The 24,034-nt window shown below is 74.0% G+C and carries 26 protein-coding genes; 16 read left to right on the top strand and 10 right to left on the bottom strand.

What is annotated here, in order from left to right; all coding sequences use genetic code 11:
* Positions 1 to 32 precede the first annotated feature (32 nt).
* The 4 genes from AB0F68_RS26740 to AB0F68_RS26755 all read left to right on the top strand — a co-directional run bounded on the left by AB0F68_RS26740 (position 33) and on the right by AB0F68_RS26755 (position 3,482).
* Positions 33 to 1,859, top strand: coding sequence for a nitrate- and nitrite sensing domain-containing protein (locus AB0F68_RS26740; RefSeq protein ID WP_357343108.1), 1,827 nt, complete (start codon positions 33 to 35; stop codon positions 1,857 to 1,859).
* Positions 1,860 to 2,306 (top strand): roadblock/LC7 domain-containing protein, encoded by a 447-nt coding sequence (locus tag AB0F68_RS26745; RefSeq protein WP_357343110.1) that lies wholly within the window; start codon positions 1,860 to 1,862, stop codon positions 2,304 to 2,306.
* Positions 2,284 to 2,664, top strand: coding sequence for a DUF742 domain-containing protein (locus AB0F68_RS26750; RefSeq protein WP_357343112.1), 381 nt, complete (start codon positions 2,284 to 2,286; stop codon positions 2,662 to 2,664). The genes AB0F68_RS26745 and AB0F68_RS26750 overlap by 23 nt, the downstream gene beginning before the upstream one ends.
* Positions 2,665 to 2,735: 71 nt before the next feature.
* Positions 2,736 to 3,482: a cellulose binding domain-containing protein gene (locus tag AB0F68_RS26755; RefSeq protein ID WP_357343114.1), complete on the top strand. Its 747-nt coding sequence runs from the start codon at positions 2,736 to 2,738 to the stop codon at positions 3,480 to 3,482.
* Between the two features lie 22 nt (positions 3,483 to 3,504).
* Here AB0F68_RS26755 and AB0F68_RS26760 read toward each other — a convergent pair whose 3' ends face one another.
* Positions 3,505 to 3,885 (bottom strand): DUF393 domain-containing protein, encoded by a 381-nt coding sequence (locus AB0F68_RS26760; RefSeq protein WP_357343116.1) that lies wholly within the window; start codon positions 3,883 to 3,885, stop codon positions 3,505 to 3,507.
* A gap of 92 nt (positions 3,886 to 3,977) precedes the next feature.
* Here AB0F68_RS26760 and AB0F68_RS26765 point away from each other — a divergent pair, with 92 nt between their 5' ends.
* The 3 genes from AB0F68_RS26765 to AB0F68_RS26775 are packed head-to-tail and all read left to right on the top strand — an operon-like array spanning position 3,978 to position 7,243.
* Positions 3,978 to 6,014: an intein-containing Rv2578c family radical SAM protein gene (locus tag AB0F68_RS26765; protein WP_357343118.1), complete on the top strand. Its 2,037-nt coding sequence runs from the start codon at positions 3,978 to 3,980 to the stop codon at positions 6,012 to 6,014.
* Positions 6,015 to 6,037: 23 nt separating this feature from the next.
* Entirely contained in the window at positions 6,038 to 6,787 is a 750-nt protein-coding gene (locus AB0F68_RS26770) for a hypothetical protein (RefSeq protein WP_357343120.1), read from the top strand.
* A gap of 48 nt (positions 6,788 to 6,835) precedes the next feature.
* Positions 6,836 to 7,243, top strand: a complete 408-nt coding sequence (locus AB0F68_RS26775; RefSeq protein ID WP_357343122.1) for a CoA-binding protein — start codon at positions 6,836 to 6,838, stop codon at positions 7,241 to 7,243.
* A gap of 13 nt (positions 7,244 to 7,256) precedes the next feature.
* On the opposite strand, the gene AB0F68_RS26780 is transcribed toward AB0F68_RS26775, so the two are convergent.
* A complete protein-coding gene (locus tag AB0F68_RS26780) occupies positions 7,257 to 7,865 on the bottom strand; it encodes a TetR family transcriptional regulator C-terminal domain-containing protein (RefSeq protein ID WP_357343124.1) in 609 nt (202 codons plus the stop codon).
* An 88-nt stretch (positions 7,866 to 7,953) separates the two neighbouring features.
* Here AB0F68_RS26780 and AB0F68_RS26785 point away from each other — a divergent pair, with 88 nt between their 5' ends.
* Positions 7,954 to 8,604 carry a hypothetical protein gene (locus AB0F68_RS26785; RefSeq protein WP_357343126.1) on the top strand — a complete coding sequence of 217 codons (651 nt, stop codon included), beginning with the start codon at positions 7,954 to 7,956 and terminating at the stop codon, positions 8,602 to 8,604.
* A gap of 40 nt (positions 8,605 to 8,644) precedes the next feature.
* Here the strand turns inward: AB0F68_RS26785 and AB0F68_RS26790 are convergent, their stop codons facing one another.
* Entirely contained in the window at positions 8,645 to 9,841 is a 1,197-nt protein-coding gene (locus AB0F68_RS26790) for an acyl-CoA dehydrogenase family protein (protein ID WP_154229816.1), read from the bottom strand.
* A gap of 180 nt (positions 9,842 to 10,021) precedes the next feature.
* On the opposite strand from AB0F68_RS26790, the gene AB0F68_RS26795 reads away from it, so the two are divergent.
* On the top strand, positions 10,022 to 10,453 hold the full coding sequence (locus tag AB0F68_RS26795) for a DUF4190 domain-containing protein (protein WP_357343128.1): 432 nt from the start codon (positions 10,022 to 10,024) through the stop codon (positions 10,451 to 10,453).
* 3 nt (positions 10,454 to 10,456) lie between these two features.
* Here AB0F68_RS26795 and AB0F68_RS26800 read toward each other — a convergent pair whose 3' ends face one another.
* The gene (locus tag AB0F68_RS26800; RefSeq protein WP_357343130.1) at positions 10,457 to 11,347 is read right to left on the bottom strand and encodes an SDR family NAD(P)-dependent oxidoreductase; all 891 of its coding nucleotides are present in this window, start codon (positions 11,345 to 11,347) and stop codon (positions 10,457 to 10,459) included.
* Between the two features lie 114 nt (positions 11,348 to 11,461).
* On the opposite strand from AB0F68_RS26800, the gene AB0F68_RS26805 reads away from it, so the two are divergent.
* Positions 11,462 to 12,061 (top strand): DUF4190 domain-containing protein, encoded by a 600-nt coding sequence (locus AB0F68_RS26805; protein ID WP_357343132.1) that lies wholly within the window; start codon positions 11,462 to 11,464, stop codon positions 12,059 to 12,061.
* Positions 12,062 to 12,117: 56 nt separating this feature from the next.
* On the opposite strand, the gene AB0F68_RS26810 is transcribed toward AB0F68_RS26805, so the two are convergent.
* On the bottom strand, positions 12,118 to 13,074 hold the full coding sequence (locus tag AB0F68_RS26810; RefSeq protein ID WP_357343133.1) for a CoA ester lyase: 957 nt from the start codon (positions 13,072 to 13,074) through the stop codon (positions 12,118 to 12,120).
* A gap of 126 nt (positions 13,075 to 13,200) precedes the next feature.
* Between AB0F68_RS26810 and AB0F68_RS26815 the strand changes: the two genes are divergently transcribed.
* Positions 13,201 to 14,025, top strand: a complete 825-nt coding sequence (locus AB0F68_RS26815; RefSeq protein ID WP_357343135.1) for an SDR family NAD(P)-dependent oxidoreductase — start codon at positions 13,201 to 13,203, stop codon at positions 14,023 to 14,025.
* Positions 14,026 to 14,074: 49 nt separating this feature from the next.
* Positions 14,075 to 14,791 carry a GNAT family N-acetyltransferase gene (locus AB0F68_RS26820; protein ID WP_357343137.1) on the top strand — a complete coding sequence of 239 codons (717 nt, stop codon included), beginning with the start codon at positions 14,075 to 14,077 and terminating at the stop codon, positions 14,789 to 14,791.
* Between the two features lie 3 nt (positions 14,792 to 14,794).
* Here AB0F68_RS26820 and AB0F68_RS26825 read toward each other — a convergent pair whose 3' ends face one another.
* Both AB0F68_RS26825 and AB0F68_RS26830 read right to left on the bottom strand, forming a co-directional pair.
* Positions 14,795 to 16,954: an APC family permease gene (locus tag AB0F68_RS26825; RefSeq protein WP_357343139.1), complete on the bottom strand. Its 2,160-nt coding sequence runs from the start codon at positions 16,952 to 16,954 to the stop codon at positions 14,795 to 14,797.
* A 66-nt stretch (positions 16,955 to 17,020) separates the two neighbouring features.
* Positions 17,021 to 17,977: a DMT family transporter gene (locus AB0F68_RS26830; RefSeq protein WP_357343141.1), complete on the bottom strand. Its 957-nt coding sequence runs from the start codon at positions 17,975 to 17,977 to the stop codon at positions 17,021 to 17,023.
* A gap of 104 nt (positions 17,978 to 18,081) precedes the next feature.
* On the opposite strand from AB0F68_RS26830, the gene AB0F68_RS26835 reads away from it, so the two are divergent.
* Positions 18,082 to 18,777, top strand: coding sequence for an HAD family hydrolase (locus tag AB0F68_RS26835; RefSeq protein WP_357343143.1), 696 nt, complete (start codon positions 18,082 to 18,084; stop codon positions 18,775 to 18,777).
* 27 nt (positions 18,778 to 18,804) lie between these two features.
* Here the strand turns inward: AB0F68_RS26835 and AB0F68_RS26840 are convergent, their stop codons facing one another.
* Together AB0F68_RS26840 and AB0F68_RS26845 are read right to left on the bottom strand one after the other, a co-directional pair.
* Positions 18,805 to 19,320 carry a hypothetical protein gene (locus AB0F68_RS26840; RefSeq protein WP_357343145.1) on the bottom strand — a complete coding sequence of 172 codons (516 nt, stop codon included), beginning with the start codon at positions 19,318 to 19,320 and terminating at the stop codon, positions 18,805 to 18,807.
* Between the two features lie 69 nt (positions 19,321 to 19,389).
* Positions 19,390 to 20,259 carry a PhzF family phenazine biosynthesis protein gene (locus AB0F68_RS26845; protein ID WP_357343147.1) on the bottom strand — a complete coding sequence of 290 codons (870 nt, stop codon included), beginning with the start codon at positions 20,257 to 20,259 and terminating at the stop codon, positions 19,390 to 19,392.
* 33 nt (positions 20,260 to 20,292) lie between these two features.
* On the opposite strand from AB0F68_RS26845, the gene AB0F68_RS26850 reads away from it, so the two are divergent.
* The 3 genes from AB0F68_RS26850 to AB0F68_RS26860 all read left to right on the top strand — a co-directional run bounded on the left by AB0F68_RS26850 (position 20,293) and on the right by AB0F68_RS26860 (position 23,504).
* Positions 20,293 to 21,579: a CBS domain-containing protein gene (locus AB0F68_RS26850; protein ID WP_357343149.1), complete on the top strand. Its 1,287-nt coding sequence runs from the start codon at positions 20,293 to 20,295 to the stop codon at positions 21,577 to 21,579.
* A complete protein-coding gene (locus AB0F68_RS26855; protein WP_357343151.1) occupies positions 21,572 to 22,180 on the top strand; it encodes a DUF1003 domain-containing protein in 609 nt (202 codons plus the stop codon). Before AB0F68_RS26850 ends, AB0F68_RS26855 begins: the two co-directional genes overlap by 8 nt.
* 175 nt (positions 22,181 to 22,355) lie before the next feature.
* Complete coding sequence (locus AB0F68_RS26860; protein WP_357343153.1) at positions 22,356 to 23,504, top strand: Mrp/NBP35 family ATP-binding protein; 1,149 nt, start codon at positions 22,356 to 22,358, stop codon at positions 23,502 to 23,504.
* Positions 23,505 to 23,572: 68 nt separating this feature from the next.
* Here the strand turns inward: AB0F68_RS26860 and AB0F68_RS26865 are convergent, their stop codons facing one another.
* The gene (locus AB0F68_RS26865; protein ID WP_357343155.1) at positions 23,573 to 23,995 is read right to left on the bottom strand and encodes a preprotein translocase subunit TatB; all 423 of its coding nucleotides are present in this window, start codon (positions 23,993 to 23,995) and stop codon (positions 23,573 to 23,575) included.
* Between the last annotated feature and the right edge of the window lie 39 nt (positions 23,996 to 24,034).

Here is a 24,034-nt window from a genome sequence, read left to right on the forward strand (position 1 = left end):
AGGGGGAAGGGCTACGGCTGAAGGTGGGTGCGTTGGCGGCCGTCCTGCTGACCCTGTGGGCGTACTCGGCGGTGCTCACCGGCCGGGACGCCGCGGACCTGGTCCGGGTCCGGGTCCTGGCCGACACCCTGGGCCAGCCCACCGACCTGCTGATCCTCCAACTGCAGCGGGAACGCCGGTTGACCGCCGAGACGATCGCCGGGGCCGGACGGACACGGGCCGCGCTGGCCGAGGCGCGGGACCGGACGGACGGCACGGTCGCCCCGGTGCGCGCGTTCACCGAAGGCCACGACCCGCGGCTGCTCACCGCGGGCGCGGTGCGGGACCGGGCCGATGAGCTGGTCCGCCAGTTGACCGGGCTGGCCACCCTCCGGTCCGAGGTGGACGGCGGGCGACTCGACCGGCCCAGCGCGGTCGCCGGATACGACCGGCTGATCGATGCCGCCTTCGCGGTGTACGGCCCGGAGTGGGGCGGACGCGAGGACGAACTGGCCGGCGAGACCCGTGCGGTCGTCGCGCTGGCCCGGGCCCGCGAGCTGCTCGCCCGGGAGGACACCCTGGTGACCGCGGCCCTGGCCGGCGGCGAGATCGACGACGACGACCGGCGCCGCCTGGCCGAGCTGGTGGCCACCCAGCGGTACGCCCGGGCGACGGCGGCCGTGGGGCTGCCGGCCACCGGACGGGACCAGCACCGGCGGCTGGTGGAGAGCCCCGGATTCGCCGAGCTGCTCCGGCTGGAGGACCGACTGCTCCGCACGCCGGGTGCCGACGTCCCGACCGGGATCAGCGCGCAGCGCTGGCGGGTGACGGTCGACCCGGCCCTGACCGGACTGCGGGAGCTGGTGATCGTCGCGGCACGCGACAGCGTCGAGCGGGCCGCGCCGGCCGCCGCGCTGGTGGTCACCCGGACCGGCGTGGTGGTGGGGCTGGGGCTCATCGCGGTGCTCGTCGTGCTGGTCGGCTGGTCCCGCACCCTCCGCCGGCTGGCCGACGGAGGGGCCGGTTCCCCGCCGGAGGCGACCTCCACCGGCGAGCTGTTCCTCCGGCTGACCCGACGCAACCAGGCCCTGCTGCGCGACCAGCTCACGCTGCTGGACGCGATGGAGCGACGGGAGCGGGCGGCGGAGGAGACCGCCGACCTGTTCCGGCTCGACCATCTCGCCACCCGTGTCCGGCGCAACGTCGAGAAGCTGGTCATCCTCGCCGGCGGGAGGCCGGCCCGCCGCTGGCGGAGACCGGTGCCGCTGCTCGACGTGGTCCGCGGGGCGGTCGCCGAGGTGCCGGACTACCACCGGGTCCTGGTCGCACCGCACTGGCCGTGGTCGCTCGCCGGGTCCGGCGTCACGGACGTCGTCCACCTGCTGGCCGAGCTGATCGAGAACGCGGTGGCCTGCTCGCCGGAGCACACCACCGTTCGGGTCGCCGGTGAGCCGGGGCCGCAGGGCTGCGCCGTGGTGATCCTCGACGACGGGCCCGGCCTGGCTGCCGCCGCGCTGGCCGAGGCGAACGACCTGCTGGACCGGCCGCCCCCGGACGGCCCGCCCGCCGGCGGGACCGGGCTCTACGTCGCCGCCCTGCTCGCCGCCCGCTGCGGCGCCCGGGTCTCGCTGCGGCCCGGCCCGCGCGGCGGAACCGCCGCCGTCGTACTGCTCCCAACCGGCCTGGTGACCGCGACGGCACCCCACGGCGGCCCGGTCGCCGGCGGCGAGGCCCTGCCGGCCCGGGCCACGCACCCGCCGGCCGGCGGCGGTGGGCTGCCCACGCGGATCCGCCAGTCCGGGGCGGTCCGGCCCGCACCCGGCGCCACCGACCCCGACATCGTCGAGACAACGCTCCGCAACAGCGGCGAGAGGACCTAGATGACTCCTTCAGCGGTCACCACCGACAGCCTGACGGCCGCCCTGGACGGCCTGGTCGACCGGGTCCCCGGGGCCGAGGTCGCCGTGGTCCTCTCCCCCGACGGGCTGCTGCTCGGCCGGTCCCGGAACCTGCCGGACCGCCTCGCGGAGCAGCTCTCCAGCCTGGTCAGCGGCCTGTACGTGCTGGGACAGGCGACCGCCCGGGTGTGCGCCACCGGCGCCCTGCGGCAGGTCATCGTGCAGATGTCACGCGCGTTCGTGTTCATCGCCACCACCCGGGGCGGAGCGATCCTCACCGTCCGGATGGGCGACGACGCCGACGTCGGCGACATGGCGTACGAGGTGGCGCTCTTCGCGGCACAGGCCGAGCGGGCCCTGCCCGTGTACCTCGAGCCGGCCGGCACGGGGACAGGCGGGGACAGCGGTGCGCACCACTGGAGACCATGACGAGGCGTGGTACGACGAGGACGCCGGGCCGGTGGCCCGGCCGTACACGCTGACGCGGGGCCGTCTCACCTCCGACCACGGTCGGCTCGATCTGATCTCCATCGTCGTGGCCCGGCGGGCGGCCCCGGCCTCCGCTCAGCTGTTTCCCGAGCAGGCCCGCATAATCGAGCGGTGCCACCGTCCACTGTCGGTGGCGGAGGTCGCTGCCGAACTGGGGTTGCCGTTGGGTAGCGTCCGGGTACTACTCGGGGACCTGTTGGCGGCGGGGCTGATCGAGACGCACGAGCCGCCGACGCTGTCCGAGGTGCCGTCCAGGGCACTGCTCGAGGCGCTGCTCGACGGGCTCCGCACGCTCTGACCGGCGGGGACCACGGGGACCGGAGGACCGCGGGCTCCGGTCCGACGGACGACCTGAAGGGGGAAGGGCCAGTGCCGGCACCACCGTCCCCGCCACGGCGGACCCTGCCGATCGTCCTGTTGGACGGTGTCGTCGCCGTGGCCGCGTCCGCGCGTCGCGCCGTCCTCGGCCGGGGTGACGGCTCGCGGCTCGCGCACGTCGCCATCGTGGCCGCGCTGGGCGTGCTGCTGGCCACCGCCTACTCGATCGTCACCGTGCTGCGCACGCCGGAACGGCTGACCCCGGTGGCCGTCGGGCCGGGTGCGGGCGTGCCGGCGACCGAGCCGGCCGAGACCGGCACGCCGGACGAGCGGCCGGGTGCGATCGTCGCCACCCCCCGGAGCTCCACACCCCCCGTGACCCGGGCGGCGCCACCGGCCCCCGGCCCGCCGGCCGCCCCGCGGTCGGCCGGGACGCCGTCGGCGACCACCGCGGCGCCACCCGCACCCGTCGCGCTGCGCGCCGACTTCGCCGTCGAGGAGAGCGCCCTGCTGAGCTACGGCGCCGCGGTGACGATCAACAACCCGGGTACGGCGCCGGCGCCGGACTGGCACCTCGTCATCGTGCTGCCCCGCGAGTCGCTCCAGGTCACCTCGGTGACCGGGGCCCGGACCAGCCGGGACGGCGCGACGTGGACCTTCGTGCCGGAGGGGGACACCGGACGGGTGCCCGGCGGCGGCATGGTGCGGGTGACGTTCCGGGTGAGCGGTGCGGCGATCAGTGCCACCCCCACGGCCTGCACCATCGACGGCACCGCCTGCACCGGCCTGCCCGACTGACCGGCCGGGCCGGGCCGGGGGGTCAGTCGCGGCCGGCGGAGGGCACGGCGCAGGCCGCGGTGCCGCCGGGCAGCCGGTGGCGGTTGCGGGCCACCCAGCGGTACGCCGGCCAGGCGGCCGCGCGTACCGGAGGCAGCCGCAGCCCGGCCCCGGCGATCCGCCAGAACGGGTTGCTGTCGCCGAGCAGCCGGGCGATGGCGTCCGGTCCCGCGGCGCGTACGCCGTCCGCGCCGACCCACTGCACCGCCTCCTCGCACTCGGCGGCGGTCAGGCCCAGCGCGTCGAGGTCGGCGAACTGCCAGGGCAGCACCCGGGCCCCGGTCGGGATCCGACGCTCGATGATCTGTGCGCAGCGGGTGCAGAACGCGCAGTCGCCGTCGTAGACGAAGGTCGACGTCTCCATACCCCCATCCTGCACCCCGCCCGCCCCACTCCGGTGACCGGTGTTCGGCGGGTCACTTGCGCTTCGTTCGTACGCGTGTTCGAATGAACCACATGCGCTGGGACAACCTCTCCGCTCCCCCGGACGAGGGGACTCCCGACGGGGCAGCGCCAGCGACTCCACCCCTGCCGCTGGCGCTCCCCGGCGCGATCGCCCGCACCTTCGACACCCCCGGCTTCGCCGGCATGACCTTCTACGAGGTACGCGCCAAGTCGATCATCAATCGGGTGCCGGGCCAGTCCCGCGTCCCGTTCGAGTGGACGATCAACCCCTACCGTGGCTGCAGCCACGCGTGTGTGTACTGCTTGGCGGGTGACACGCCGATCCTGATGGCCGACGGCCGCACCAAGGCGATCAGCGAGCTGGAGGTCGGCGACCGGATCTACGGCACCGAGCGGCGCGGGGCCTACCGGCACTACGTGGTGACCACGGTGCTCGACAAGTGGTCGACGGTGAAGCGGGCCCACCGGGTCACCCTGGAGGACGGCACCACCCTGGTGGCCAGCGGCGACCACCGCTTCCTCACCGAACGCGGCTGGAAACACGTGACCGGCAGCATGCGGGGTGGCGGCCGGCGGCCCTACCTGACCACCCGCAACCGGCTGCTCGGCACCGGCCGGTTCGCCACCGCCCCGAAGCGCTCCGCCGACTACCGGCGGGGCTACCTCTGCGGCGTGGTGCGCGACGCGGACCATCCGGGCAGCCGCTTCCGGCTGGCCACCGCCGACGAGGAGGCGCTGGAGCGCGCGGAACGGTTCCTCGCCGACGCGGGGATCGGCACGGAGCGGATGCCGGGCCCGCCGGTCCGGGCCGGTCGCCGGTCGACGACCGCGATCCGCACCGCCCGGCCCGGTGACGCCGAGGCGGTCGCCGAGCTGATCGGGCCGGCGGACGAGCCGACGGACGACTGGTGGCTGGGCCTCCTCGCCGGCATCTTCGACGCCGCCGGCAGTTGCCGGCGCGGCGTCTTCCGGATCAGCGTGGGCGACGACGGGAGCCTGGGCCGGGTGAGCGCCGCCCTGGACCGGTTCGGCTTCCGGTGGGTGCTCGACGACCCGGGCAACCTCAACCGGGTGCGCCAGCTCCGGCTGACCGGCGGCCTGCCGGAGCGGCTGCGCTTCTTCCACCTCGCCGACCCGGCGGTCACCGACAAGCGCTCGATCGAGGGCATGGCGCTCAAGTGCCGGGCCCGGCTGCGGGTGACCGGCATCGAGGACCTCGGGCTGGAGCTGCCGCTGTGGGACATCACCACCGGCACCGGCGACTTCATCGCCAACGGGGTGGTCAGCCACAACTGCTTCGCCCGCAACACGCACACCTACCTCGACCTCGATGCCGGGGCGGACTTCGACCGCAAGGTGATCGTCAAGGTCAACGCCGGCGAGCTGGTGCGCCGGGAGCTGGCCGCCCCGAAGTGGCGCGGCGCGCACATCGCCATGGGCACCAACGTGGACTGCTACCAGCGGGCCGAGGGGCGTTACCGGCTGATGCCCCAGATCATCGAGGCGCTGCGCGACTTCGCCAACCCGTTCTCGATCCTGACCAAGGGCACCCTGCTGCTGCGCGACCTGCCGCTGCTGCGGCAGGCCGCCGAGGTGACCCGCGTCGGGCTGTCCTACTCGGTGGGGTTCGTGGACGAGGCGCTGTGGCGGGCGGTCGAGCCGGGCACGCCGAGCCCGCGCCGCCGCCTCGACGCGGTACGCCAGCTCACCGACGCCGGCTTCGCCGTCGGGGTGCTGATGGCGCCGATCCTGCCGGGGCTGACCGACGACGACGAGTCGATCGACGCCACGGTGGCCGCGATCGCCGCGGCCGGGGCCACCGGCGTCACCCCGCTGCCGCTGCACCTGCGCCCCGGCGCCCGCGAGTGGTACGCGCACTGGCTGGCCCGCGAGTTCCCGCACCTGGTTCCCCGCTACCGCCAGCTCTACCAGGCCGGGGCGTACGCGCCGCAGGCGTACCAGCGGGAGGTGACCGCGCGGGTGCGGATGGCGGCCCGCCGGCACGGGCTGCACCGGGGCGAGGTCGGTGAGAACCGCCAACTACCGGCCGCGCCCGCCCCGGCGCCCGAACAGCTGACCCTGCTGTAGCCACAGCCGCCTACGATGCGCCCGTGCGGGAGATCATCGCGGCGGCGCTGCGCCGCCAGCGGACCAGCGTCCTGGTCGCACCGGCGGCCGGGTTCGGTGGTGGTCTGCTCTCCCGGTGGGCGGACTCGCTCGGCGGAGTCGTCGGGCTGCTGACCCTGGTCCCACCTGTCCTGTTCCTCGCCATGTTGATCCGCGAGCTGATGCGTCGGCCGGGCACCGCCGAGTTGCGGGTCGACGAGAGCGCTCGGGCCTTCTTCTCACCACCGCGCACCGCGCTCACCTACCTGCCGATCCTCTCCGGATGGTTCGCCTTCATGGGTGTCGACACCGCCGACCGGGCCGGCGGGAATCCGCTGCGCTGGACGTTGATCGCCGTGTACGCGGTGCTCTGCGTCGCGATCACGGTCGTGCACTGGCGGCGGATGCCGTTCGTCGCACTGACCACGGAGGGCGTCACCACCGGCGCGCCCCGCCCCCTCGCCGTCGTGCCGTGGGAGGCACTCGGCGCGGAGGTGCCGGTCGAGCCGGGCGTGGCCGGCCGCTACGTGCGCCTGCCGATCGAACGGCCGGAGCTGGTCCGCCGGGCCGGCCGGGGGCCGCGATTGAGCGCCTTCCTGCCGGTCCGGGAGCTGACCGTCGCCCCGGCGCTCCTGGCCGCCGCCATCCAGCACTACGCCACTCATCCGCAGCATTGGGCGGCCATCGGCACCGCCGCCGAGTACGCCCGACTCCGGCACGCCCTCACCGGGGTGCCGCTGAGCGCACAGCCCTGACCCGGTGCTCCCCCGGTCGCCGGAGGCCAGCCGGGCTAGTCTCGGGGAATGCGTTCCGCCCAGCAGATCCTCGCCGACTCCGCCGTGATCGCCGTCGTGGGTGCGTCCCGGGACCCGGGCAAGGCCGCGCACCGCGTGCCGCTGGAGATGCAGCGGCACGGCTGGCGGATCATCCCGGTGAACCCGACCGTGGACGAGCTGTTCGGCGAAAAGGCGTACCCGTCGCTGGCGGACATTCCGCACCCGGTCGACCTGGTCGACGTGTTCCGTCCGGCCCGGGACGCCGTCGAGGTGGTCCGGGAGGCGGTGGCGATCGGCGCGCCGGCGGTCTGGTTGCAGCTCGGGATCGTCTCGGCCGAGGCGCGGCGGATCGCCGAGGAGGCGGGAATCGACTACGTCGAGGACCGCTGCCTCATCATCGAGCGGGCCGCCGGAGGCCTGAGCCGCCGGGGCTGACCTCGGGAGCGGGTCAGGCAGCCTGTTCGGGGCCGAGAAGCAGGTCGAGCTGGGTGTCGAGGGCGGCCAGCGCGGTCTCCGGCGGGTAGTGCCCGCCGAGCAGGTAGATGCCGAGCCCCTCCATCACCGCCAGCAACCCGACCGCGGCCCGTTCCGCGTCCACCCGGCCCTCTGCCCCGGCCGGTTGCCCGGCACGAATCAGGCCGGCGATGAAGCCCAGCAGGGCGGCCGTCTCGTCGTGCAGCGCGGCGGCGACGGCCGGGCGTACGGCGGTGTAGGCCAGGAACGCCAGCGCCACGCGGCCGTCGGCGCGGCGCTCCTCGTCCAGCGGCAGCAACTCGGCCAGCATGGTCCGCAGCAGCGCGCGCGGCGTCGGCGTCGCGCCGAGCGCCGCGACCGCCCGGGTCACCCGGGCCTCGTTGCGTTCCCGGACCACGGCGAGCGCGAAGGTCATCATCTCGTCCCGGGTGCGGAAGTAGTGCTGCACCATCCCGGAGCTGACCCCGGCCGCGGCGGCCACGTGCCGGAGGCTGACCGCCTCCAGTCCCTGCTCGGCCGCGACCCGCATGAGCGCGTCCGCGATGAGCGCCCGGCGCTCCCGGTGATCGACCCGCTTCGGCATCCCCCCATGCTTTCACAATACGACTGCATTGACATAGCCCTGCCGAGCGTTTACGTTGCAACTGCAATGCAAAGGAGGGTGGGCGGGGATGGGGAAGATCGACGTGGTGAGGCTCGCGCGCCGTGCGGTGGCGTACGAGTGGGGCATGTGGCGCAGCCTGGCCCGGTGGCTCCTGCGGCGGCCCTACCGGATGGCGCCGGGCGCGGAGACGTTCGGCTACGCCGGCGTGGTGCAGCCGATCCTCGGCGTGTTCATCGCGCTGTCGACGATCGAGATCCCGGTCCTCGACCTGATCCTCCGGCACACCGTCGACTGGCCGACGGTCCGGCAGGTGGCCATCGGGCTCGGCGTCTGGGGCGTGCTGTGGATGGTCGGGCTGCTCGCCAGCCTCCGGATCCACCCGCACGTCGTCGACGACACCGGCCTGCGGATCCGCAACGGCGTCTCGCTCGACGTGCTGATCCCGTGGAGCGCCGTCACCCGGGTGGAGGCCCACTACCGGTCGCTGCCGTCCAGCCGGGCCGTGCAGTACGACCCCGAGGACCCGGCGGTGCTGAACCTCGGCGTCGGCAGCCAGACCGCGGTGGACGTCGTGCTGCGGGAGCCGCTGTCGGTGCGCCTGCCGAAGGGGCCGAGCGAGCCGGTGCGGGAGATCCGGCTGTACGCCGACGACCCGAAGGCCCTGGTGACCCGGGCCCGCCGGCACGTACCGGCCGGAGCGTCCCGGGCCGACGGCTGAGGTGCCGCCCCGCCGGAGCGTCCGGCGGGGCGAACGGCCGTCAGAGCTTGTACTCCTTGAGCAGGCCCCGGGAGATGATGGTCTTCTGGATCTCCGAGGTGCCCTCGCCGATGAGCAGGAACGGGGCCTCCCGCATCAGCCGCTCGATCTCGTACTCCTTGGAGTAGCCGTAGCCGCCGTGGATGCGGAACGCCTCCTGGACGACCTCGGCGCAGTATTCGGAGGCGAGCAGCTTGGCCATCCCGGCCTCGACGTCGTTGCGCTGGCCGGCGTCCTTGAGCCGCGCCGCGTTGACCATGAGGGCGTGGGCGGCCTCGATCTTCGTACCCATCTCGGCGAGCTTGAACGCGACGGCCTGGTGCTTGGCGAGGGGCTGGCCGAAGGTGCGGCGCTGCTGGGCGTACGCGACGGCCAGTTCGAAGGCGCGGATGGAGATGCCGCAGGCGCGGGCGGCCACGTTGACCCGGCCGACCTCGATGCCGTCCATCATCTGGTAGAAGCCGCGACCGACCTTCTCCTCGCCGCCGAGCACGGCCGAGGCGGGCACGGTGACGCCGTCGAGCACCATTTCGGTGGTCTCGACGCCCTTGTAGCCCATCTTGTCGATCTTGCCGGGAATGGTCAGGCCGGGCGCGGTCTCGCCGAAGCCGGGCTCCTTCTCCAGCAGGAAGGTGCTCATGTTGCCGTAGACCGAGTCGGCTCCGGTGTCGGTCTTGACCAGGGTGGCGACCACCGAGGAGTAGGCGCCGTTGGTCAGCCACATCTTCTGGCCGTTGAGCACGTAGTTGTCGCCGTCGCGGACCGCCTTCGACTTGATCGCCGAGACGTCGGAGCCGCACTCGGGCTCCGACATCGAGAAGGCGCCGCGCACCTCCCCGGTGGCCATCCGGGGCAGCAGCCGCGCCTTCTGGTCGGCCGAGCCGTGCTGGGAGATCAGGTACGCCACGATGAAGTGGGTGTTGACGATGCCGGAGATCGACATCCAGCCCCGGGACAGCTCCTCCACCACGAGGGCGTAGGTCAGCAGGGACTCGCCGAGACCGCCGTACTCCTCGTCGATGGTGAGGCCGAACAGCCCCATCTCGCGCATCCCGTCGAGGATGTCGGTGGGGTACTCGTCGGCGTGCTCCAGCCGCTGGGCGTGCGGAATGATTTCCTTGTCGGCGAACTCCCGGACGGTTTCCAGGATCGACCGCTGCACGTCGGTCAGGCCGGGCGTCTGGGCGAGTCGGGCCATCTCAGCCTCCGGGGGATCGGCGCATTACTCATGGGTAACTGAACGCTCGGTCAGTATCGGCCCCGGGACCGGCGGAGCCAAGGTGACCAGTCCACACAACCGCTGTGAAAAGGTTCACCGCTGCGGGTAGCGTCCGCAAGGGAGAGGGCCGTCGACCTGCAGCGAGGGGGCGAGGAGGGCGTGAGCCAACCACCCGGTGAGCCGGATCAGCCGCCGTCGCCGTACGAGCCGCCGGCCTACGGCCAGCCGTACGGGGAGCCGCAGCAGCCGCACTGGGGGCACCAGCCGCCCGGGGCCGCCCAGCCGCCCTACGCCCCGCAGCCCCCGTACGGCCAGTACGGGCCGCCCGGCCCGGGTCCGCAGCCGCGCGGCGGCGGGCCGAACGTGCTCGCCATCCTGTCGCTGGTCTTCGCGTTCGTCTTCGCCCCGGCCGGCATCGTCTGCGGCCACCTGGCCAAGCGGCAGATCCGGCGGACCGGCGAGGAGGGCGACCAGCTCGCCACCTGGGGGCTGATCCTCAGCTACGTCTTCACCGCGATCGGCCTGCTGGTCTGCTGCGGCTGGATCGGCCTGGCCATCTGGGCCGACTCGGACAACGGCGGCAACTACTGACCGTCAGCGGAACTCCGCCTCCCGGACGCTGTTCCCGCCGTCGACCACCAGCATCTGCCCGGTGATGTAGGACGCGGCCGGCGAGCAGAGGAAGGCGATGGCCGCCGCCACCTCGTCCGGTGTGCCGGGGCGGCCGACCGGGGTGCCGAGACCCTGCTTGATCTCGACCATCGTGGACGCCGCGGTGTGGATGATGCCCGGCGCCACCGCGTTCACGGTCACCCCGTCGGCGATCATCTCCATGGCCAGCGCGCGGGTCAGCCCGACCACGCCGGCCTTCGCCGCCGCGTATCCGGCCTCGGTGGGCAGCGCGTTGACCGGCCCGGCGGTGGCCGCCAGGTTGACGATCCGCCCCCAGCCCCGCTCGGCCATCCCGCTGATGAACGCACGGCTGCACAGGAACGCGGTGGTCAGGTTCCGGTCGATCTCGCCGCGCCACTCGTCGTAGGTCAGCTGGGCCACCGGCCGGAGCACCTCCGGGCTGGCCCGGCTTGCCAGGCCGGCGTTGTTGACCAGCACCTCGACATCGCCGAGCTGCTCGGCCACCGCGTCGGCGAGCGCGCCCACCTCGGACTCGTCGGTGAGGTCGGCGACAAAGCCGGTGACGCCCAGCTCGCCGGCCCGGTCGTGGATCCGCCGGGTGGTGGAGACGATCGCCACCCGGGCGCCCAGGTCGGCCAGGCGGCGCGCGGTCGCGTATCCGATGCCGTCCGGACTGCCCGCGCCGGTGACCAGGGCGACCCGGCCGTCCAGGCGCATGGTGGTCGGCTCTTCGAGCGGTGCCGGCTGGTCCTGGTCGGCGGACCCGGCCGGGCCGCCGGCGCGGGGCCGTCGCACCAGCCCGGGCCGGCTGACGTCCCGTCGTGACCGACCACCGCGCGCGTCAAGTGCCATGCCGCGATCCTGCCCGCTGTGGACGATCCGGGCAACGCGGCACCCGGAAAGGGGGTCCTGCGACTTGCCCGCCGGTGGCTACCCTGACCGCACCACGTCCATGGAGATGATCGAATGAGCTATCCCCCACCGCCCGGTGGTTGGCACGACCCATCGGCGGCCGGGTCGCAGTCGAGCCCGCCGGCCGACCCGACGTTGCCGATGGCCGGCAACCCCATCCCGGCCCAGCCGACCTCGGCGGACCCGTACGCGCCCGCCGACCCGTACGCCGGCATGAAGTCCGGCGACCCGTACGCCGCCCCCGGCTACCCGCCGGCCGGCAACCCGTACGCCGCCCCCGGCTACCCGCCAGCCGGCAACCCGTACGCCGCCCCCGGCTACCCGCCGCCCGGCGACCCGTACGCGGCGGCCGGCTACCCGCCGCCGGGCTACCCCGCGTACGCGCCGCCGTCCAGCAAGACGAACACCCTGGCCATCGTGGCGCTGGTGCTCTCGCTGGTCGGCTTCACCTCCTGCATCACCGCCCCGATCGGCGCGATCATGGGCCACGTCGCCCGGAAGCAGATCCGGGAGACCGGCGAGCAGGGCGAGGGGATGGCCAAGGCGGCCATCATCGTCGGCTGGATCCTCACCGCCCTGCTGGTGCTGCTGATCATCTTCTACATCGTGATGATCGTGATCGCCGTCAACTCGGACAGCTCCAGCAGCTACTGACGCGGACGGGCCGCCCCGGTCGGCCGGGGCGGCGCGTCGCGGTCAGCGGCCCGGCATCACTCCGACGGCGGGGTGAACGACGAGGTACGGCTCATCCCGGCGGCCCGGCCCTTGGCCGCGATCACCAGCGCCATCTTGCGGGACGCCTCGTCGATCATCTCGTCGCCGAGCATCACGGCGCCGAGCTTCCCGCCCGCCTCGGACGTGTACCAGTCGTACGCGTCGAGGATCAGCTCGGCGTGGTCGTAGTCGGCCTGGGCCGGCGAGTAGACCTCGTTGGCCGCGTCGATCTGGCCCGGGTGCAGCACCCACTTGCCGTCGAAGCCCAGCGCCGCCGAGCGCTTCGCCACCTCGCGGAACGCGTCGGTGTCCCGGATCTGCAGGAACGGGCCGTCGATGGCCTGCTTGTCGTGCATCCGGGCGGCCATCAGGATCCGCATCAGGATGTAGTGGTAGGGGTCCCCCGGGTAGTCCGGGATGAGCGCGCCGACCACCAGCGACTTCATGTTGATCGAGGCCATGAAGTCGGCCGGGCCGAAGATGATCGTCTCGACCCGGGGCGAGGCGGCCGCGATCGCATCGACGTTGACCAGGCCGGCGGCGTTCTCGATCTGCGCCTCGATGCCGATCCGGCCGACCTCCAGGCCGAGGGTCTTCTCGATCTGGGTGAGCAGCAGGTCCAGCCAGTGCACCTGCTCGGCGTTCTGCACCTTCGGCAGCATGATGCAGTCCAGGTTGGCCCCCGCGCCCTCGACAACCTCGATGACGTCGCGGTAGGTCCACGGCGTGGTCAGGTCGTTCACCCGGACCACCCGGGTCTTGCCGGCCCAGTCGCCCTCGTTCAGCGCGGCCACGATGTTCTTCCGGGCGTCCGGCTTGGCCAGCGGCGCGACCGCGTCCTCCAGGTCAAGGAAGACCTGGTCGGCGGGGAGGCCCTGGGCCTTGCCGAGCATCTTGACGCTGGAGCCGGGTACCGCGAGGCAGGACCGGCGGGGGCGACCGACTGCGGCCATGGATGCGCTCCTTCCAGCGTCCGGCGGGCACGCCGACGCCACCAGGTGAAAGACGAGAACTTAACGATCCCAAAGGGCGTTGTGACGCCACGGTAACCTCGTGCCGTGACCGGGGTGAATGGACCTGTGGAAGATCTCACTGAGCGTCGGACCGTGGTGGTGACCGGCGCCAGCTCGGGCATCGGCCTGGCCGCCGCGGTCGACCTGGCGCGCCGCGGCGACCGGGTGGTACTGGTCGGCCGGGACCCGGCCCGGCTGCGGGCCGCCGGGGAACGGGTCCGCGAGTGCTGCGGCGACCAGCCCGAGCTGTTCCGCGCCGACTTCGCCGTGCTGGACGACGTTCGCGGCCTCGCCGAGCGGCTGCGCGCCACGTACGACCGGATCGACGTGCTGGCCAACAACGCCGGGGCGATCGTGCTCCAGCCGGTCACCACGGTCGACGGCTTCGAGCTGAGCATGCAGGCCAACCATCTCGCGCCGTTCCTGCTCACCAACCTGTTGCGGGATCGGATCGGCCGGATGGTGGTGACCGCCTCGGGTGCGCACCGCAGCGGGGTGCTCGACCCGGACGACCTCAACGCCACGCTGCGCCGCTACCGGCCGATGCGCGCGTACGGCACCAGCAAGCAGGCGAACATCCTGTTCACCGCCGAGGCGGCCCGGCGCTGGCCGGAGGTGCCGGCGTACTCGTTCCACCCCGGCGTGGTGCGGACCCGGTTCGGCAACGAGAGCCGTCTGGTCGCCGTCGGCATGCGGCTGCTGCCGTTCCGCAGCCCCGAGCGGGGCGCGGAGACCCTGGTCTGGCTGGCCAACCAGGACCCGTCCCGGCTGGTCCACGGCGGCTACTACGCCGACCGGCGGCTCCGCCGGCCGCTGCCCAAGGCGGCCCACCCGGCCCTCGCCGCCCGGCTCTGGAGCGCCAGCGCCAAGGCCGTCGGGATCGACGCCTGAGCCGAATCCCGGGCGACCGGCCGGGCCGACCGCTGCCATACTCCGCCGCATGACCGAGCACGCGGGAGCGACCCTGCGCGTCGGGGGCGCGGACGCCGACCTGGCCGCCCGGATCGACCGGGAGCTGACCGCCTTCAACAACGCCGCCACCGGCGCCACCGACGAGGCCGACCTGACGGTGCGCGTGGTCGACCCCGACGGCGAGCTGGTGGCCGGGCTGACCGGGTGGACCTGGGGCGACCGGGCCGGGATCAACACCGTCTGGGTGCGGGCGGACCGCCGCCGCGACGGCTGGGGCGGCCGGCTGCTGCGGGCCGCCGAGGAGGAGGCCCGGCGGCGCGGCTGCACCGAGATCTCGGTGGCCTCGTTCTCCTTCCAGGCGCCCGACTTCTACCGCCGGCACGGCTACACCGACACGGGCATCCGGGACGGCATCCCGGGCGGCCACGTCGACCACCAGTTCTGGAAGCCGCTCGTCGACGACCCGGCCGGGGTGCTCCGGGTGGCCGCCCTGGTCGACCTGAGCAACGACCCGGAGGCCGGCCGGCGGTACGAGGACGCGGTGCTCGCGCTGCTCGGGCGGCACGGCGGGCGGCTGGAGCGGCGGCTGCGCACCGGGGACGGCCGGACCGAGGTGCACCTGATCCGGTTCGCCGCGCGGGCCGGCTACGACGCGTTCCTGGTCGACCCGGAACGGGTGGCACTGCGCGCCGCGCTGGGCGACGCCGCCCCCACCACCCAGGTCCTCGACGTCCACGACGTCTGACGCTCACTCGGCGAGGTGGACCGGGACGCTGGTGACCACCACGCCGGGCAGTGCCCGCAGAGCGGCGCGGAGCCGCTGCTCGGCGCGGCTGTGCAGCGGGCGGTGCCAGCGGCGGCGGAGCACCACCTCCGGCACGATCACGGTCAGGGTCAGCTCAGGCCGGGTGGTGCGCAGCGCCTCCAGATAGTGCGCGAGCGGCCCGATCACCGCCCGGTACGGCGACACGATGGTCTCCAGCCGCAGGTGGTCGCCCCAGGCCCGCCACTGCTCGCGGAACCGGTCCGCCTCCGCCTCCTCCGGCGCGATGTGCACGGCCAGCGTCGGCTGGCCCAGCGACGCCGCGTACGCCAGGGCCCGCAGCGACGCCCGGTTCAGCCGGGCCACCGGCACGACGACCAGGTGGCGTACCTCCTGGGGCAGTTCCTCGCCCTCGGCGGACCTGGCGGGTCCGGGCGGCGCGGGCGGCGCGGGCGGGCGCAGCGCCAGGGCGTGGTGCAGCCGGGCGTAGTGGCGGTGGATCCGCCGGAAGAGCAGCACCAGCAGCGGCACCGCGACCACGACCAGCCACGCGCCCTCGGTGAACTTGGCGACCGCGGCGGTCAGCAGCACCAGCCCGGAGAGGGTGGCGCCGACCGCGTTGAGCACCAGCCTGCGGCGCCAGCCCGGGCCCCGGCGGCGCCGCCAGTGCACCACCATGCCGGTCTGGGACAGGGTGAAGGCGAGGAAGACGCCCACGGCGTAGAGCGGGATCAGTTTTTCGGTGTGCCCGCCGAACGCGACGAAAATGACCGCGGCGGCGAGCGAGAGCGCGACCAGGCCGTTGCTGAACGCCAGCCGGTCGCCCATGTGCAGGAACCGGCGGGGCGCATGGCCGTCCCGGGCCATGAAGAAGAGCAGCCGGGGGAAGTCGTTGAACGCGGTGTTCGCCGCCAGCAGCAGGATCAGCGCGGTGGTGGCCTGGAGGACCGCGTAGCCGGGGCCGGTCGGGAAGGTCACCCGGCCGAGCTGGGAAAGCACCGTCTCGCCCGGCCGCGGGACCAGGCCGTCCAGGTGGATCAGCCCGACCAGGCCAGCGAAGAGCGCGACCAGCATGGCGACCATCCAGCCCAGCGTGGTGCGGGCGTTGCGCCACTCGGTGGGCCGGAAGGCGGGCACCGCGTTCGAGACCGCCTCGATGCCGGTCATCGACACCGCGCCGGAGGCGAACGCACGCAGCACCAGCAGCAGGCCCAGCCCCTCGGCGGCCGGCACCGCCGGCGGCGGCACCGGCGCGAAACCCCGGCCCGCCGCCCGTGCGTAGCCGACCACCAGCAGCGCGAGGACCGCGACCACGAAGGCGTACGTGGGGAGCACGAAGAGGTTTCCGGCGGTGCGCACGCCGCGCAGGTTGCCGGCGAGCAGCACGGCGATAACCAGCACTCCGAGCGGCACAGTGACCGGGTCCAGCCCGGGCAGCGCCGAGGTGACCGCGTGCACCCCGGCCGCCACCGACACCGACACGGTCAGCACGTAGTCGAGCATCAGCCCGGCGGCCGCCGCCAGCCCCGGGGTGCGTCCCAGGTTGTCGCCGGCCACGATGTACGAACCGGCCCCGTGCGGGTACGCCGGGATGGTCTGCCGGTAGGACAGCCCGACCGCGACCATCAGCACCACCAGCAGGGCGGCCAGCGGCAGGGAGAGCCCGAGCGCGGTGCTGCCGGCCAGCACCAGCACGCCCAGCATCGCCTCCGGCCCGTACGCCACCGAGCTGAGCAGGTCGGAGGAGAGGATGGGCAGGGCGACCAGCTTGCGCATCCGCTCGTAGAGCACGGAGGCGCTGGAGATCGGCGGGCCGAACAGCGTCCGGCGGGCCCGGGTGAGCAGCCGCCCGGTCCGCGAGCCGGGCACGTGGGCCGGCTCGGTGGCGACCAGTTCGTCCGGCTCCTCGACGGTGAACATCTCGATCGGCACGAGCCGGCCGAACCGGGTCGGCCGCGGGGGCCGCCCATTGCGCCCGAGGGTCGGGTCGACGGGCAGCTCGTCCGGGCCGCGCGGCTCCCGCCAGCGCTCGCCGATCCGGCTTAGGGCAGTTCGTTCCTCGGGGCCGAGCGGCGGGAACTCCGCCGACGGGGTGACGATCGTCCCCCGGTCGGCCGCGTCGTCGCGATCCCCTTCCGCCCCCACCCTCCGCACTTTCACCGAAACCGGCGCCCCGGGAAGCACTTTCTGGCGAATGCGCGGTGGATCGGCTCAGTCGGCCAGCGGGGCGGGGTCGGCGGGCACCGCGACCGGCTCGGTGCGGCGGCCGGCGCGGGCACCGCCGAGGATGACGACGGCGACGCCGGCCAGCAGCAGGGCCAGCCCGGGCAGGGCGAGCGGGCGGGGCAGCTGGCCCAGCCAGACCCAGGCGATCAGCGCCGCCCCGGGCGCCTCCAGCAGGATCAGCACGCTGACCGTCGTGGCGGAGACCCGGTGCAGGGCGTAGTTGAACATCGAGTGGCCGAGCAGCTGGGCGCCGGCCACCAGGCCGAGGATGGCCAGCCAGGTGCCGCCGTCGTAGCCGTGCAGGCGTACCCCGCCGACGAGGCAGACCACCAGCAGGATCGCCGCGCAGACGCCGTAGCAGATGGTGGTGTAGCCGGTGGTGCTGATGCTGGCCCGGGCCCGCTCGCCGAAGGCGGTGTAGACCGCCGCGAACATGCCGCCCGCGACGGCCAGCAGGTCACCGGCGAAGGCCCGACCGGAGGCGCTGAAGTCGGCGCCGGTGGCCAGCACCGCGCCGAGCACGGCGACCGCGATGCCGGCCCAGACCGCCGCGGGCAGCCGTCGCCCCTGCCAGCGGGCGATCAGCCCCTGCCAGACCGGCTGCGTGGCGCCCAGCGCGGTGGCCGCGGCCACCGACGTGAGCTGCGCGCTCGGCATCCAGGTGGCGAAGTGGGCGGCCAGCGCCACCCCGGAGAGTACGCAGTACAGCCCCTCCCGCCGGCCCGCGCCGACGGTCAGCGCCCGGAACTCCGCCCGCCGCCGGGTCAGCGAGACCGGGCCGAGCACGGCCAGCGAGAGCACGTTGCGCCAGAAGGCGATGGCGAGCGCCGGCGCGGCGGCGAACGCGACCAGCGGCGCGGAGGACGAGACGGCCGTTACGGCCAGCGCGAGCGCGCCGACGGTCAGCGCGTCGAGCGACGGGCGGTGCGGAGGGTGGGGCACGGGGAGCAATAATCACACGCCTTCCGACACCACTTACCGTCAGCACTCCGTTACGATCATGCGCGTCCCGGCGATCCCCCCTCGACGTCCGGAGGCGTTTCCCCTTGCCCAGATACCAGGCGGTGTTGTTCGACTTCTTCGGCACGCTGACCCGCTGCGTCCAGCGCGGGTCCGCCCACCGGACCATCGCCGAGCTGCTCGGCTGCTCGGCCGACACCCTGATCGAGGTGCTCGACCGCAGCTACTACCAGCGCGCCAGCGGGCGGTTCGGCAACGCCGAGGCGACCCTGCGCTGGGTCTGTGGGCAGGCCGGCGTGCACCCGTCCGACGAGGCGGTACGCGCCGCCGTCGCCTCCCGGCACCGGGCGGTGCGCGCCGACACCCGGCTGCGGGCCGAGGCGGTGCCGGTGCTCGCGGCGCTGCGCGGGCAGGGCGTCCGCACCGGTCTGATCAGCGACTGCACGCACGAGCTGCCGGCGTTCCTGCCCCAGCTCGCGGTCGCGCCGCTGCTCGACGTGCGGATCTTCTCGGTGCAGGTCGGGCGCTGCAAGCCCGATTCGGCGCTCTACCTGGCCGCCTGCCACCGGCTCCACCTCACGCCGGCCGACTGCCTCTACGTCGGCGACGGCGGCAGCCAGGAGCTCACCGGCGCCGAGCGGGCCGGCATGACCGCCGTCCGGCTGGCCGCACCGGACCTGGCCGGTCACATGGTGTTCAACGCCGACCACGGCTGGGACGGCCGGGTGCTGACCTCGCTCACCGAGGTGCTCGACCTGCTCGACGTGGTCGCCGTCGGCTGACCGGCTGACTGGCGCGGGCGCGCCGGCTCAGCGGCGGCGGACCTTGTGCAGCCGGAACGGCTTGCGGGTGGCGCGGACCACCGGGGTCTCCCGCGGCTGCTCGGCCAGCGCGTCGGCCGGCAGGTCGGCGCCGGCGACCGCGCTGCCCGCCGGGCTCAGCCGGTTCACCGCACAGCCCTCGGACGCCCAGCGGGCCACCAGGTCGGCGGTGGGGCCGGAGGCGTTCAGCCGCTTCGCGGCGACCAGCGGCGCCGCGGTCTCCCACTCCTCGGTGCCCGGCCGGAGCCGGGTGACCCGGGCCGGCCAGGTGACGATCCGGCCGCCGTGGTCGCCGCGCAGGGTCACCTCGGCCGCGTCCGCGTCGGCCAGCCCGGGGGCGGACTGCTCGCCCGGGCCGGTCACCACCAGCAGCACGCCGTCGAGCGGCAGGCACCACAACGCGTACGCCGGCCCGCCGGCCACCGACACCCAGGCGACCGCGGCCTTCTTCACCGCTTCGTCCACCAGGGGCGGGGTCAACCGCTCGTCCACCTCGTCGCTCACTCCGGCATCCTCCCACTCCCGCTCGCCGAGCTGGAGTCGATCAAACCCGGCGGCCGGCCCGCCGGGCGCTCAGCCGACGAAGGGCGGGACGGCGATCTCACCCCGGGCCACCGGCATCACGTGGCCGGCGACCGTGGCGCCCACCGCCACCCCGCCGGCCGCGGTCACCGTGCAGGCCAGCGCGGACGGCCGGTTGATCTCGATGCCCTGGCGGACCGCGTACTCGGAGCGGCCCTCCCCGGGCAGCAGGCCGCTGGCCACCAGCCAGACACCGAGGCCCAGGGCGGCCGAGCCGGTCGCCGGGTCCTCCGGCACGCCGAGGCCCGGCACGAAGACGCGGGCGTGCGCGGTTTGCGAGTAGGCGTCCCAGGAGAAGACGCTGACGTGCTCCACGCCGTACCGCTCCGCCGCCGCCGCGTTCACCTTGGCCCGGGCCACCGCGTCGGGACGTACCGGAAGGTAGGGGAACTCCAGGCCACAGCCGGCAACCCGGGGCGCCGGGCCGGCGTGGTCGGCGGCGCTGAGGCCGGCCATCTCCAGCAGCGGCTCCGGGTCGAGCTCGGGCCCGAGGGTGGGGGTGCCCCCGGTGAGGGTCGCGCCGGTGGGGGTGACCTCGATCGGCAGCACCCCGGCGCCGCACTCCTGGGTGACCCTGCCCACATCGAACATGCCGCGCCGGCTCGCGGTCACCGCGGCGCCCACACTGGGATGCCCGGCGAACGGCAGTTCCTCGGCCGGGGTGAAGATGCGTGCCCGGTAGGTCGCGCCGACCTGCGTCGGCGGCAGCACGAACACCGTCTCCGACAAATTGAACTCCAGCGCGAGCGCCTGCATCTGCTCGGTGGCGAGCCCTTCCGCGCCGAACACCACGGCCAGCGGGTTGCCGGCGAACGGGCGGTCGGTGAAGACGTCCACGATCTCGTAGGCCAAGGTCGACATGTTGATAAACACTAGGCCCTTAGGCTGGTGCCCGTGAGCACGCCGAACCGGGTCTACATCGCTCGACTCGCCGGAGTCGCCGTCTTCGACCCGAACGGCGACCAGGTGGGTCGGATCCGCGACGCCGTCGCGCGGATGCGGCCGACCCAGCGCCCGCCCGAGGTGGTGGGGCTGGTCGCCGAGATGCCGATGCGGCGGCGCATCTTCCTCTCCATCAACCGGATCACCTCCATCGACCCGGACGCCGTGGTGCTCGGCAGCGGCACCCTCAACCTGCGCCGGTTCGAGAAGCGCCCGAACGAGCTGCTGGTGCTCCAGGAGCTGCTGGACCGGCGGGTCCAGCTGGACACCGGGCAGGCCGGCTCGGTGGTCGACGTGGCGATGGAGAGCAGCCGCGGCGGCGAGTGGGCGCTCACCCGGGTCGCCGTCCGCGAGCAGACCGGCCGGCTCGCCCGCCGCGGCCACCTGCACCAGGTGGAGTGGGACCGGGTGCGCGGCCTCGGCAGCCTCAGCGACAACCGGGGTACGGCCAACCTGCTCGCCGTGCTGGAGGACATGCGCCCCGCCGACCTGGCCAACGCCCTCCAGGACCTGCCCGACGCCCGGCGCAACGAGGTGGCCGCCGCCCTGGACGACGAGCGCCTCGCCGACGTGCTCGGCGAACTGCCCGAGCACGACCAGGTGGAGATCCTGGCCGCGCTGGACCGGGAACGCGCCGCGGACGTGCTGGAGGAGATGGACCCGGACGACGCCGCCGACCTGCTCAACGAACTGCCCCCGCCCGAGCAGGACGTGCTGCTCGACCTGATGGAGCCGGACGAGGCCACCCCGGTCCGCCAGTTGCTGCGCTACGCCTCCGGCACCGCCGGCAGCGTGATGACCTCGGAGCCGGTGATCCTGCCGCCGGACGCCACGGTCGCCGAGGCGCTGGCCCGGATCCGCGAGCCGCAGCTCTCCCCCGCCGTGGCCGCGCAGGTCTTCGTGACCCGCGCCCCGCTCACCACGCCGACCGGGCGCTACCTGGGCATTGTCCACTTCCAGGCGCTGCTCCGCGAGCCCCCGGCCGACCTGCTCGGCGGGGTCGTCGTGAACGACATAGACCCACTGCGGCCGACCACCCCGCTGCCCGAGATCACCCGCCGGATGGCCACCTACGACCTGGTCGCCATGCCGGTGGTGGACCGGGGCATGCGGCTGGTCGGCGCGGTGACCGTGGACGACGTGCTGGACCACTCGCTGCCGCGCGACTGGCGGGACCGGGACGCCATGTCGACCGGGCCCGCCACCGACGACGGGCCCCTGGACGGCGGCAATGGCTGACCAGCGACGAGCCGAGCGGCTGGACCAGCCACGCGCGCCCCGGGGCCTCCGGCTGCCCCGGATCGACGCGGAGACCTTCGGCCGCTGGTCCGAGGGGATCGCCCGCGGGATGGGCACCGCGAACTTCATCGTCTACATGACGCTGGTGATCGCGGCCTGGTTCGCCTGGAACACCCTGGCCCCGGCGAACCTGCGCTTCGACCCGTACACCTTCACCTTCCTGACGCTGGTGCTCTCCCTCCAGGCCTCGTACGCGGCCCCGCTGATCCTGCTCGCGCAGAACCGGCAGGCCGACCGGGACCGGATCGCGCTGGAGGAGGACCGGCGGCGGGCCACCATGCAGAAGGCCGACACGGAATACCTGGCCCGGGAGATCGCCGCGCTGCGCATCGCGATGGGCGAGGTGGCGACCCGGGACTTCCTCCGCTCCGAGCTGGCCCGGCTGGCCGAGGAGCTGGACGAGGCGGCGGAGCGGCGGCGGAAGCTGGAGCGCCGCCAGCACGGGCGGGAGGCCCGGCGGCAGTCCGGCGGGGAGCCGCTCGACGAGCCCCGCGACGACCTCGACGGCGACTTCGCCCACGACGGGCGGCTCGAGAGCTGAATCCGCCCGCAACGTATTGAACGCCGCGCACCTCAAGGGGCCAGGCGAGCGGCGTTCGGCCCGATCGTCCCACTTCCCGGCACGACCCGTCCACCCCTCGGGCGGCCATCGATTCGCTCACACCGGCCCCCCGCCACCGGCGGGCGCCGATGAGCACCGACGTAGCATTGCGGGCATGTCAGCACCCGTCAGCACCGTCTCCGACGCGATCCAGGCCGCGCTGGCCACCGTCAACGACCCGGAGATCCGTCGGCCGATCACCGAGCTCGGCATGGTCCGCTCCGCCGTGATCGGCGACGACGGCGTGGTCCGGGTCGAGCTGCTGCTCACCGTGGCCGGCTGCCCGCTGAAGGACAAGCTGCGTACCGACATCACCACCGCCGTCGCGGCGGTGCCCGGCGTCACCGGCGTCGAGATCGAATTCGGCGTGATGAGCCCCGAGCAGCGCCAGGAGCTCCAGTCGAAGCTGCGCGGCGGCGGGGCCACGGCCGAGCCGGTCATCCCGTTCGCCCAGCCCGGCTCCCGCACCCGGGTCTACGCGGTCGCCAGCGGCAAGGGCGGCGTCGGCAAGTCCAGCGTCACGGTCAACCTGGCCGCCGCGCTGGCCGCCCGCGGCCTCTCGGTCGGCGTGGTGGACGCCGACATCTACGGCCACTCGGTGCCCCGGATGCTCGGCGCCGACGGCGCGCCCACCCGGGTCGAGGACATGATCATGCCGCCGCAGTCGCACGGCGTGAAGGTCATCTCGATCGGCATGTTCACCCCGGGCAACGCGGCCGTCGTCTGGCGCGGCCCGATGCTGCACCGGGCGCTGCAGCAGTTCCTCGCCGACGTCTACTGGGGCGATCTGGACGTCCTCCTGCTGGACCTGCCCCCGGGCACCGGCGACATCGCCATCTCGGTGGCCCAGCTGCTGCCGAACGCGGAGATCCTGGTCGTCACCACCCCGCAGGCGGCCGCCGCCGAGGTGGCCGAGCGGGCCGGCGCCATCGCGCTGCAGACCCACCAGCGGGTGGTCGGCGTGATCGAGAACATGTCCTGGCTGGAGCTGCCGGACGGCTCCCGGATGGAGGTCTTCGGGGCCGGCGGCGGCGAGGCGGTCGCCGAGTCGCTGACCCGGACCATCGGCGCGCAGGTGCCGGTGCTGGGGCAGATCCCGATGGACACCCGGGTCCGCGAGGGCGGCGACGCCGGCAACCCGATCGTGCTGGCCCAGCCGGACGCCCCGGCCGCCCGGGCGCTGGTCCAGGTCGCCGAGCGACTCGCGGTGCGCCGCGAGTCGCTGCTCGGCAAGCCCCTGGGTCTCAAGCCTGCCGGTCGCTGACCTTCCGGACAGCTTCGCCACCGACCCTCTTCGGCCCGCGGCCGAGGGGGGTCGGTTCAGTTACGGGGTCAGGTGGCGTCGTCGTAGGAGGGGCGGGGAGCCGGGGCCGGGGCGCCGCCGGTGGCGGTGGCCGGGCGGGTGCCGGTGGAGCGCACGTCGGCCGCCTTTGCCACGTCCTTCAGCTGGTCGTGCACGCCGGTCACGTCCGAGCGCAGGTCGTCGTACATGCTCTGCAGCGGCTTCCGGAGGGCCTGCTCGTCCTCCTCGCTGAGCAGGTGCTTCCGGATGAACGCCTTGGGGTGCAGGTCCTCCAGCTGGATGTCCGTGCCCAGCTCGCGGCTCAGGTCACCGGTGGCGTTCCGCGCCATGTTGCGCAGGTTGCGGACCATCCGGAGGCCGTCGTTGATCACCGTGGGCAGCCGGTCCCCGAAGATCAACAGCGCCAGGAGCAGCAGGGCGCCGATCTCCCACCAGTTCAGGTTCTCGAACACTCGGTCTCCTCGTCCGTGTCAGGGCAAGACTACGCACGT

This window comes from Micromonospora sp. NPDC023966 (assembly GCF_040639095.1).
Taxonomy (GTDB): Bacteria; Actinomycetota; Actinomycetes; order Mycobacteriales; family Micromonosporaceae; genus Micromonospora.

What these genes read in the sequence shown, in the direction of transcription:
- AB0F68_RS26745 (WP_357343110.1), top strand. Translation starts at nt 1,860, where the DNA reads ATGACTCCTTCAGCGGTCACCACCGACAGCCTGACGGCCGCCCTGGAC.
- AB0F68_RS26760 (WP_357343116.1), bottom strand. Translation starts at nt 3,885, where the DNA reads ATGGAGACGTCGACCTTCGTCTACGACGGCGACTGCGCGTTCTGCACC.
- AB0F68_RS26765 (WP_357343118.1), top strand. Translation starts at nt 3,978, where the DNA reads ATGCGCTGGGACAACCTCTCCGCTCCCCCGGACGAGGGGACTCCCGAC.
- AB0F68_RS26775 (WP_357343122.1), top strand. Translation starts at nt 6,836, where the DNA reads ATGCGTTCCGCCCAGCAGATCCTCGCCGACTCCGCCGTGATCGCCGTC.
- AB0F68_RS26780 (WP_357343124.1), bottom strand. Translation starts at nt 7,865, where the DNA reads ATGCCGAAGCGGGTCGATCACCGGGAGCGCCGGGCGCTCATCGCGGAC.
- AB0F68_RS26785 (WP_357343126.1), top strand. Translation starts at nt 7,954, where the DNA reads ATGGGGAAGATCGACGTGGTGAGGCTCGCGCGCCGTGCGGTGGCGTAC.
- AB0F68_RS26790 (WP_154229816.1), bottom strand. Translation starts at nt 9,841, where the DNA reads ATGGCCCGACTCGCCCAGACGCCCGGCCTGACCGACGTGCAGCGGTCG.
- AB0F68_RS26800 (WP_357343130.1), bottom strand. Translation starts at nt 11,347, where the DNA reads ATGGCACTTGACGCGCGCGGTGGTCGGTCACGACGGGACGTCAGCCGG.
- AB0F68_RS26805 (WP_357343132.1), top strand. Translation starts at nt 11,462, where the DNA reads ATGAGCTATCCCCCACCGCCCGGTGGTTGGCACGACCCATCGGCGGCC.
- AB0F68_RS26810 (WP_357343133.1), bottom strand. Translation starts at nt 13,074, where the DNA reads ATGGCCGCAGTCGGTCGCCCCCGCCGGTCCTGCCTCGCGGTACCCGGC.
- AB0F68_RS26820 (WP_357343137.1), top strand. Translation starts at nt 14,075, where the DNA reads ATGACCGAGCACGCGGGAGCGACCCTGCGCGTCGGGGGCGCGGACGCC.
- AB0F68_RS26845 (WP_357343147.1), bottom strand. Translation starts at nt 20,259, where the DNA reads ATGTCGACCTTGGCCTACGAGATCGTGGACGTCTTCACCGACCGCCCG.
- AB0F68_RS26855 (WP_357343151.1), top strand. Translation starts at nt 21,572, where the DNA reads ATGGCTGACCAGCGACGAGCCGAGCGGCTGGACCAGCCACGCGCGCCC.
- AB0F68_RS26860 (WP_357343153.1), top strand. Translation starts at nt 22,356, where the DNA reads ATGTCAGCACCCGTCAGCACCGTCTCCGACGCGATCCAGGCCGCGCTG.